General features: G+C 72.6%; 8 protein-coding genes. 3 read left to right on the top strand and 5 right to left on the bottom strand.

Features of this window, described 5'->3' with window-relative positions:
• Nucleotides 1–552, bottom strand: a 552-nt coding sequence (locus AB0K34_RS45355) for a toll/interleukin-1 receptor domain-containing protein (RefSeq protein ID WP_364554715.1), incomplete at its 3' end; no start/stop codon positions are given.
• Between the two features lie 56 nt (nt 553–608).
• Between AB0K34_RS45355 and AB0K34_RS45350 the strand changes: the two genes are divergently transcribed.
• The gene (locus AB0K34_RS45350) at nt 609–1841 is read left to right on the top strand and encodes an SLC13 family permease (protein WP_301177694.1); all 1233 of its coding nucleotides are present in this window, start codon (nt 609–611) and stop codon (nt 1839–1841) included.
• Nucleotides 1842–1870: 29 nt separating this feature from the next.
• On the opposite strand, the gene AB0K34_RS45345 is transcribed toward AB0K34_RS45350, so the two are convergent.
• Genes AB0K34_RS45345 through AB0K34_RS45335 form a run of 3 tightly spaced genes read right to left on the bottom strand, consistent with a single transcriptional unit; the run spans nt 1871 to nt 4491 of the window.
• Entirely contained in the window at nt 1871–2755 is an 885-nt protein-coding gene (locus tag AB0K34_RS45345; protein ID WP_138636229.1) for an inositol monophosphatase, read from the bottom strand.
• A gap of 31 nt (nt 2756–2786) precedes the next feature.
• The gene (locus tag AB0K34_RS45340) at nt 2787–3467 is read right to left on the bottom strand and encodes a hypothetical protein (RefSeq protein WP_301177693.1); all 681 of its coding nucleotides are present in this window, start codon (nt 3465–3467) and stop codon (nt 2787–2789) included.
• Between the two features lie 10 nt (nt 3468–3477).
• Complete coding sequence (locus AB0K34_RS45335; protein WP_138636231.1) at nt 3478–4491, bottom strand: hypothetical protein; 1014 nt, start codon at nt 4489–4491, stop codon at nt 3478–3480.
• A 133-nt stretch (nt 4492–4624) separates the two neighbouring features.
• Between AB0K34_RS45335 and AB0K34_RS45330 the strand changes: the two genes are divergently transcribed.
• Nucleotides 4625–5776: a histidine kinase gene (locus AB0K34_RS45330; protein WP_138636232.1), complete on the top strand. Its 1152-nt coding sequence runs from the start codon at nt 4625–4627 to the stop codon at nt 5774–5776.
• A gap of 117 nt (nt 5777–5893) precedes the next feature.
• Nucleotides 5894–8011 (top strand): excinuclease ABC subunit UvrB, encoded by a 2118-nt coding sequence (gene uvrB, locus AB0K34_RS45325; protein WP_138636233.1) that lies wholly within the window; start codon nt 5894–5896, stop codon nt 8009–8011.
• Between the two features lie 87 nt (nt 8012–8098).
• On the opposite strand, the gene AB0K34_RS45320 is transcribed toward uvrB, so the two are convergent.
• A partial coding sequence (locus tag AB0K34_RS45320; RefSeq protein ID WP_364554713.1) for a GNAT family N-acetyltransferase occupies nt 8099–8313 on the bottom strand: 215 nt, incomplete at its 5' end.

The raw sequence follows: 8313 nt of genomic DNA, 5'->3' as shown, positions 1-8313 counted from the left end.
CGAGGCCGTGCGCGCGGTTGTACCGCGAAACGTAGCGCAGCTGCGCCTCCTCGCCGAACCGCTCCCGCAGGTCGGCGTAGACCTCGTCGCGGTAGCCAGGGGCCGCGCGTGCCCGGCGAGGGCCTCCTGGATGCGCTGCATCAGCAGCCCGCGCGCCTCGTCGGGGTCGTCGACGCCCACCAGGTCCACGTAGGTGATCGTGGACAGCAGCCCGTCGATCGGGCAGTCCTCGATCCGGACGGTGACGAGCTTGCGGGCGGGGTCGTCCGGGTCGGCCCGCAGCGCCGCCATCCACTCCAGCCGCCCGTACCGGGACCGCAGGTAGTTGCGCGACAGCACCGCGACCACGGCCTTGGCCTCCGACAGGCCGCGGTCCATGTAGTCGATGAAGTTCGTGCCGGGCACGAAGTCCCACGCCTGCATCATCGTCCGGTGCCCGGCGGCCTCCAGCTGCCAGGCGATCCAGGCCGCCCACCGCTCGTCCGCGGGGGAGTAGCTGATGAAGAAGTCGGTCGGACGCTCCTGCCTGGGGTGGCCGCCGGGGGGTGTCATGCCGCCAGTATCGCGCGGCGGCCGGACGAAATCATGGTCCGCGCTCCTATGGGATCATGGCGGCCGTGCAGCCCCCGATGGAGACCCTGCGCCGCGCCGCCGGCTCTCTCGGCGTCCTGGACTGGATCCGGGTCGGCGTCCTCGCGGCGGGGCTGCTGTTCGTCGCCACCGGCCTGCTGCCCGCCGATACCGCGCGGTCCAGCATCGGACGGATCGCGCCGCTGCTGCTGTTCCTGTTCAGCGTCATCGTCCTGGCGGAGTTGACCAAGGAGGCCGGGGTCTTCGACGCGATCGCGCAGCGGATGGCGAAGGCCGGGCGGGGCAACTACGCCGCGCTGTTCCTGCTGTGCGTGGCGTTCGCGTCCCTCACCACGATCTTCCTGAACCTCGACACGACCGCCGTGCTGCTGACCCCGGTGATGCTGGCGCTGGCGGCGCGCGCGCGGATCGCGACCCTTCCGCTGGCGATGACGACGGTGTGGCTGGCCAATACCGCGAGCCTGCTGCTGCCGGTGTCGAACCTGACCAACCTGCTCGCCGCCGACCGGGTGGCGCTGGAGACCCGCGCGTTCGCGGCCCGCATGTGGCTGCCGCAGCTCGCGGTCCTGGCCGTCACCATGGCGCTGCTGTGGGCGTTCTACTGGCGCCGCCGCATGCGCGGTGAGGACGCCTACGACCCGCCCGCGCCAGCGCCCGTCCGCGACCGGGTGCTGTTCTCCGCCACCGGGGTCGCGTGCCTGCTGTTCATCGCCGCGATCCTCGGGGGCGTGCATACCGGGGTCCAGCTCGGCGTCGCCGCGACCGTGGCCGCGGCCGTGGCCGTCGCCGCCTTCGCCGTCCGCGACCGGTCGGCGCTGCGCCCCTCCCTCATCCCGTGGCAGCTGATGGTGTTCGTCACCGGGCTGTTCCTGGTCGTGCCCACGCTGGAACGGTTCGGGCTGGACGACGCGATGGTCGCCTTCGTCGGCCATGACGGCGACGCCCTGGGCGCCTTCCGCGCGGCGTTCTCCGGAGCGGGGCTGTCGAACGTCCTCAACAACCTTCCCGCGTATGTGGCGGGGGAGTCGGCCGTACCGGCGTCCAACCAGGAGCAGTTGCTCTCCCTGCTCGTCGGGACGAACGTGGGGCCCGTCATCACCCCGTGGGGTTCGCTCGCCACGCTGCTGTGGTTCGAGTGGTGCCGCCGGTGGGACGTGCGCGTCCCCATGCGCAAGTTCGTCCTGACGGGAGCGGTGCTGGCCGTCCTGGGGTGTGCGGCGTCGGTCGGGGCACTGCTGCTGACCCGGTAAGCCCGCCCCGGGTGGCTGTAGGAGCGGCGCTAGAAGGCGATGTGGAAGCGGCCGTCGGGCCGGGCTATGCGCGTGGTGGTCTCCAGGAGGCGGTCGAGGAGGTCCGGGCGCGCGGCCACGAAGCTCAGCTCCGACGCCGGGCGGTCGATGCCCAGCTCGTAGGGGAGGCCGTCCAGGCGGCGCAGTTCCGCGCCGGCCTCCGCGGCCAGGATCGCCCCGGCGGGCAGGTCCACGGTCTCGGGCAGGTAGCCCACGATGCCGTCGATGTCGCCGCGGGCGAGCATCGTCCAGGCCACCAGCGGCGCCCACAGCTGCAGCATGCGCGCGCACCGCTTCTCCAAGGCCGCGCGCAGGGCGAACGCCGCGCGATCCTCCGAGGTGACCTGGTGCCCCTGCGTCCACGCCAGGACGGGGTTGTCCTCCCGGCCGGAGCGCGGGCGGTCGGGCAGCCTCAGCTGTGCGCCGTCCGGGCCCAGGGTGCCTCGTCCCCGCACCGCAGACCACGTCCGCCCCGAGACCGGATCGTGGACGACCCCCAAGACCGGCTCGGCGCGCGCGCACAACGCCAGCCCCACCGCGTACACGGGCATGCCGATCGCCACGTTGTTGGTGCCGTCGAGCGGGTCGACGAGCCAGACCATGTCCTCGCCGGGCGCACCGTCCAGGACGCCCGCCTCCTCCGCGATGATGCGGTGCCGCGGATACGCGGCCCGCAGCCGGCCGACGATCAGCTCCTCGGCGGCCGTGTCCAGCGCCGTGACCACGTCCCCGCCGGTGCCCTTCGGCCGGACGTCCAGGGGACCGGCCATGCCGGCGCTCAGCAGGGCGCCCGCGGCCTCGGCGGCGTCCACCGCCACCCGGCGGGCCTCGGAGAGGTCGACCGGAAGGGCCGCGGGCGGGGTCGTGGATCTCATCGGGCCTCTCCAGTCGGGGTCCGGCGGCGGCCTACCGGCGCGCCGAGCAGTGGGCGGCGGCGATCTTGCGCGCGGAGCGCCGCAGGGCGCGCTCGGTGTCGGCGTGATCGGAACGTGACCTGTGCACGCGGTGCGTGGGCGTGTCGAAGGGGCCGAGGGACAGGTCGCCGCCGCCCGGCGTCTGCCGGCCCAGGGCGACCGTGGCCGCGTCACTGCCCCCTTCTATGAGCGTGCTGTGGAACACCCCCGCGGGCAGGGTGTACGAATCGCCCGTCCGGTGCGCGGTGGAGCGGCCCGGCAGGCAGTTCACGGCGCGCCCGGTCGCCCTGAGCTCGTCCACGTCGCCGTGGCTCACGACCTCGAACACCTGCTGCGGCGCCCTTCCGGCCGCCTCCTCCACGTCCACCCGCACGTTCCGCACCGTCCCGTACAGGACGAAGCTGAGCAGCTCCCAGCTGTGGCAGTGCACCGGCGACGTGGTGGACGGGGCCGGCCGGACCTCGGGCGTCCAGATGTGCAGGCACACGCCGAGGTCGCCGCTGCGCTCCACCGGCAGGCACAGGAAGCCCAGTGGGTGCCGCACCGCCGGGACCGGCGGCGCGCCCGCGGCGAGGCCGCCGAGGATCTCCGCCAGGACGCCGCCCGCCCACGCCGGCAGCGTCCGCGCCGCGGTCCCGGCGCGGATCTGCGCGCTGATCTCCTCGTACCTCACCGCCGCGGCCTCACTCGTAGGGGTCCTTCGCCCGCAGCGCCTTGCGGATGATGTCGATGACGTCCCGGTCGGTGTAGCCGTGCGCGAGCTCGATGCCGGTCACCTCGAAGAGCTTGCGGACCTCCTCGACGGTCGGCTCCTCGTCCAGCGGCGCCAGCCGCGCCTGCTCCACCGGGACGCGGCGCGCCTGGTCCAGGCTGGTCTGCAGCTCCGCGCTCACCCAGCTGTAGTAGAACTTCGCGTTGTCGACGACAAGCGCCTCGCCGCGGGGGTCGTCGCGGGTCACCACCAGGCGGGACGCGGCCAGGTCGTAGCGCAGCGTCGTCATGGTCTGCGAAAGGCCGATGTCGATGTCGAGCATGGCGAACCGCTGCTTGTGCCAGCACGCCGCCAGGATCGTCGCGTACGCCTCCTTGCGGGTGCGCTCCAGCGTCCACGGCTCGCCCGTCGCGTCCGGGCCGTCCGACACCGAGCGGCGGTGGCGCGCGTACGCCTCGCAGACCTCCACGTTGGTGGGGTCGAGGATCTCCACCCGGAACAGCAGCGTGCGCCGCTCCCGGCGCGCCGCCGCCACGCACTCGGGCAGCGTCCGCGCGCGGATGTAGGTGCCGGTGCCGCCCTTGAAGAACCACCGGTCGGTGTCGCGCCGGGCCTCCGCGAGGACCTGCGCGACCTGCGCCCCGCTGATGACCCGGACGACCGTGCTCTCGTCCAGCGCGCGCTGGGTGTCGGACAGGACGGTCTCGAACCCCTGGATGTGGGTCAGCTTGTCGCTCAGCTCACCGAGCGTCACCGACGACGACCGCAGCGTGTCGCGGACCTCCAGCTCGACCGGGATGCGCCGCCCCCGGTCCCGCAGCATCGACGTCGCCAGCAGGCCGATCACCGCGAGGATCCCGCTGTTGGTGATCTCGTCCTCGTTCGGCAGGTTCACGCCGAGCCCCAGCACCGCGACCACGATCGCCAGCACCAGCGCGATCACCGCGTCGGCGTTCTTCCCGAGCCAGTTGGCGAATCGGGTCATGTTCCGGTCGCACCCCGTCCTAGTCGGCGCCGTCATCGTAACCACAGCGTCCGGACCGCGGAAAAGCTCCGCAGGTAAGGGGTTCGGTGTCTCGCGCGCCCGGGTGTGCTTCCGGTCGCCATAGACTCCTCGCATGCGCGTGAGGGGCTGGTGGACGGGGGCATGGCCGACCCGGCGCTCCCGCGCGCTCGACGTCTTCCTCGCCGTGGCCCTCGCCTGCGGCGACAGCGTGTTCCTGTGGTTCGCCGACCAGCGGTTCTGGCTGCCGCCGTCCGTGGTGTCGGCGTGCAGCGTCGTTCTGGGCCTCTCGCTGGTCGTGCGGCGCTCCCACCCCGTCGGCCTGGCCCTGTTCGCGGTCGTCTTCTCGACGGTGACCGGGGCGGGCGCCTTCGCCGGCCTGATCATCCTTTACTCCCTGGCCGCGTACGCGTCGTCCCGCAGGACGGTCCTGACGATCGCCGTCGTCGGCTACGCCGCCGGTCTGGCGTTCCCGGGGCCGACGGCGAGGACCGAGACCTTCATCGCGCAGGCCGTGTTCGGCATCGCGTTCATCGCCGTCCCCGTGCTGCTCGGCCTTTACATGGGCGCGCGCAAGCAGCTGCTGGCCTCTCTCCAGGAGCGTGCCGCCAGGCTCGAACGTGAACAGCACCTCCTCGCAGAGCGCGCGCGGGGCGAGGAACGCACCCGCATAGCGCGGGAGATGCACGACGTGGTCGCGAACCGGATCAGCGTCATCGTCGTCCACGCGGGCGCGCTCAAGGCGATCGCCGGCCGCGACCCGGTCCGCGCCGCGGAGACCGCGACCGTGATCGGCGACATGGGGCGGCAGGCCCTGGAGGAGCTCCGCCACGTCGTCGGCGTCCTGCGGCAGGGCGAGGAGGCCCTTCCCCAGGAGGCGGTGACGCTCGCCCACGTCCGCGAGCTGGTCGGCCAGTCCGGCGCCGCCGGGCTCCGCGTCGACCTGGCCGTCCGCGGCGAGGAGCGGCCGATGCCGATCGCGGTCGGGCGGACGGTGTACCGCCTCGTCCAGGAGGCCCTCACCAACGTCCACAAGCACGCCGGGGCCGCCGACACCCGCGTCGACCTGGGGCTGCTGCCCGAGGCGATCGAGGTGGAGATCGTCAACGCCCCGCCCACCGCCGGGCCCGAGCACCGGCTGCCGAGCGGCGGCAACGGCCTGGTCGGCCTGCGTGAGCGGGTCACCGCGCTCGGCGGCAGCTTCGAGGCCGGGCCCCACGGCGGCGGCTACGCCGTCCAGGCGCGGATCCCGCTGCCCGCCTCCTGACCGGCCCGCCTCCTGACCCGCGCCGGCGGGCCGCCGACCGGCGCGGACGCGGAATGTCGGAGGCCCTGAATACAGTTGTGGGGAAGCAGGGAGTACGCCGAGCAGGGGGAGCCGCCGATGCGCCCAGTCACCGACCTGCGGCGCCGCGTGGCGCCGTTCGAGGTCGTCACCGAGATGACGCCGTCGGGCGATCAGCCGCAGGCGATCGCCGAGCTGACCGCCCGCGTCCAGGGCGGCGACAAGGACGCGGTGCTCCTCGGCGCCACCGGCACCGGCAAGACCGCCACGATCGCGTGGCTGGTGGAGAAGCTCCAGCGGCCCGTCCTCGTCATGCAGCCGAACAAGACCCTCGCCGCCCAGTTCGCCAACGAGCTGCGCGAGATGCTGCCGAACAACGCCGTCGAGTACTTCGTCTCGTACTACGACTACTACCAGCCCGAGGCGTACATCCCGCAGACCGACACCTACATCGAGAAGGACTCCTCGATCAACGACGAGGTCGACCGGCTGCGGCACTCGGCGACCAACTCGCTGCTCACCCGCCGCGACACCGTCGTCGTCGCGTCGGTGTCCTGCATCTACGGCCTCGGCACCCCGCAGGAGTACGTCGACCGGATGGTCCGGCTGCACGTCGGCCAGGAGATCGACCGCGACGACCTGCTCCGGCAGCTCGTCGGCATGCAGTACACCCGCAACGACCTCGCGTTCACCCGCGGCACGTTCCGGGTCCGCGGCGACACCATCGAGATCATCCCGCAGTACGAGGAGCTCGCCGTCCGGATCGAGATGTTCGGCGACGAGATCGAGAAGCTCGCCACCCTGCACCCGCTCACCGGCGAGCTGATCACCGAGGACGACGAGCTGTACGTCTTCCCCGCCTCCCACTACGTCGCCGGCCCCGAGCGCATGGAGCGCGCCATCCGCGACATCGAGGCCGAGCTGGAGGAGACCCTCGCCGTCATGGAGCGGCAGGGCAAGATGCTGGAGGCGCAGCGGCTGCGCATGCGCACCGCCTACGACATCGAGATGATGCGGCAGGTCGGCACCTGCTCCGGCATCGAGAACTACTCGCGGCACATCGACGGCCGCGGCCCCGGCACCGCCCCCAACACCCTCCTCGACTACTTCCCGGAGGACTTCCTCCTCGTCATCGACGAGTCCCACCAGACCGTCCCGCAGATCGGCGCCATGTACGAGGGCGACGCGTCCCGCAAGCGGATGCTGGTCGAGCACGGGTTCCGGCTGCCGTCCGCGATGGACAACCGGCCGCTGAAGTGGGAGGAGTTCCTCGACCGCATCGGCCAGACGGTCTACCTGTCCGCGACGCCCGGCACCTACGAGATGAACCGGGTCAAGGGCGACGTCGTCGAGCAGGTCATCCGCCCGACGGGGCTCATCGACCCCGAGATCGTCGTCAAGCCCACCAAGGGGCAGATCGACGACCTCGTCCACGAGATCCGCGAGCGCACCGAGCGCGACGAGCGGGTCCTCGTCACCACCCTCACCAAGAAGATGGCCGAGGACCTCACCGACTACCTCCTGGAGCTCGGCATCCAGGTGCGGTACCTGCACAGCGAGGTCGACACGCTGCGCCGCATCGAGCTGCTGCGGGAGCTGCGCGCCGGCGAGTTCGACGTCCTGGTCGGCATCAACCTGCTCCGCGAGGGCCTCGACCTGCCCGAGGTGTCGCTCGTCGCGATCCTGGACGCCGACAAGGAGGGCTTCCTGCGCTCGGAGACGTCCCTCATCCAGACGATCGGCCGCGCGGCGCGCAACGTGTCCGGCCAGGTCCACATGTACGCCGACACGGTCACCCCGTCGATGGAGCGGGCGATCGACGAGACCAACCGGCGCCGCGCCAAGCAGCAGGCGTACAACACCGAGCACGGCATCGAGCCGACGGCGCTCCGCAAGCGCATCGCCGACATCCTCGACTCCCTCGCCCGCGAGGACGCCGACACCGAGACCCTCATCGGCGGCGGCGGGCGCCAGCAGTCCCGCGGCAAGGCGCCCGTCCCGGGCCTCGCGTCCCGGACGAAGGAGGTCGGCCGGCACGCCGCCGACCTGGTCGGCGAGCGCCCCCGCGAGGAGCTGGAGGCGCTCATCGAGCAGATGACCGACCAGATGCACCAGGCCGCCACCGACCTGCAGTTCGAGCTCGCCGCCCGCCTCCGCGACGAGATCAAGGAGCTCAAGCGCGAGCTCCGCGACATGCGCGAGGCCGGCGTCAAGTAGCCCGCGCCCGGCTCGCCGACCCGGGCGCGATCATGGCGCCCGGGCCGGCGATCAGACGGGCGGTCGCGGGTCGGTGCCCGCGGCGGGTCAGGTGAAGGAGAGGACGACGCGGTCCTCGACGGGGCGGTAGCCGATGCGGCGGTACACGCCGTTGCTCGTCGGGTTGGCGAGGTCGGTGAACAGCACGACGTCCTCGGCGCCCACGTCCAGCGCCGCCCGCGTGGCGGCCGCGGTGACGGCGGCGCCGTAGCCGCGGCGGCGGTGCTCGTCGGGCGTGTAGACGGGCGCGATCCGGGCGACGC

This window comes from Actinomadura sp. NPDC049382 (genome assembly GCF_040677125.1).
GTDB classification, from domain to species: Bacteria; Actinomycetota; Actinomycetes; order Streptosporangiales; family Streptosporangiaceae; genus Spirillospora; species Spirillospora geliboluensis.
This window is presented reverse-complemented; position numbering and strand designations above follow the sequence as displayed.

Bases quoted from the DNA above. Each gene is read 5' to 3' on its own strand.
- AB0K34_RS45330 (WP_138636232.1), top strand. From the start codon at position 4,625: ATGCGCGTGAGGGGCTGGTGGACGGGGGCATGGCCGACCCGGCGCTCC.
- AB0K34_RS45345 (WP_138636229.1), bottom strand. From the start codon at position 2,755: ATGAGATCCACGACCCCGCCCGCGGCCCTTCCGGTCGACCTCTCCGAG.
- AB0K34_RS45350 (WP_301177694.1), top strand. From the start codon at position 609: ATGGCGGCCGTGCAGCCCCCGATGGAGACCCTGCGCCGCGCCGCCGGC.
- AB0K34_RS45335 (WP_138636231.1), bottom strand. From the start codon at position 4,491: ATGACCCGATTCGCCAACTGGCTCGGGAAGAACGCCGACGCGGTGATC.
- uvrB (WP_138636233.1), top strand. From the start codon at position 5,894: ATGCGCCCAGTCACCGACCTGCGGCGCCGCGTGGCGCCGTTCGAGGTC.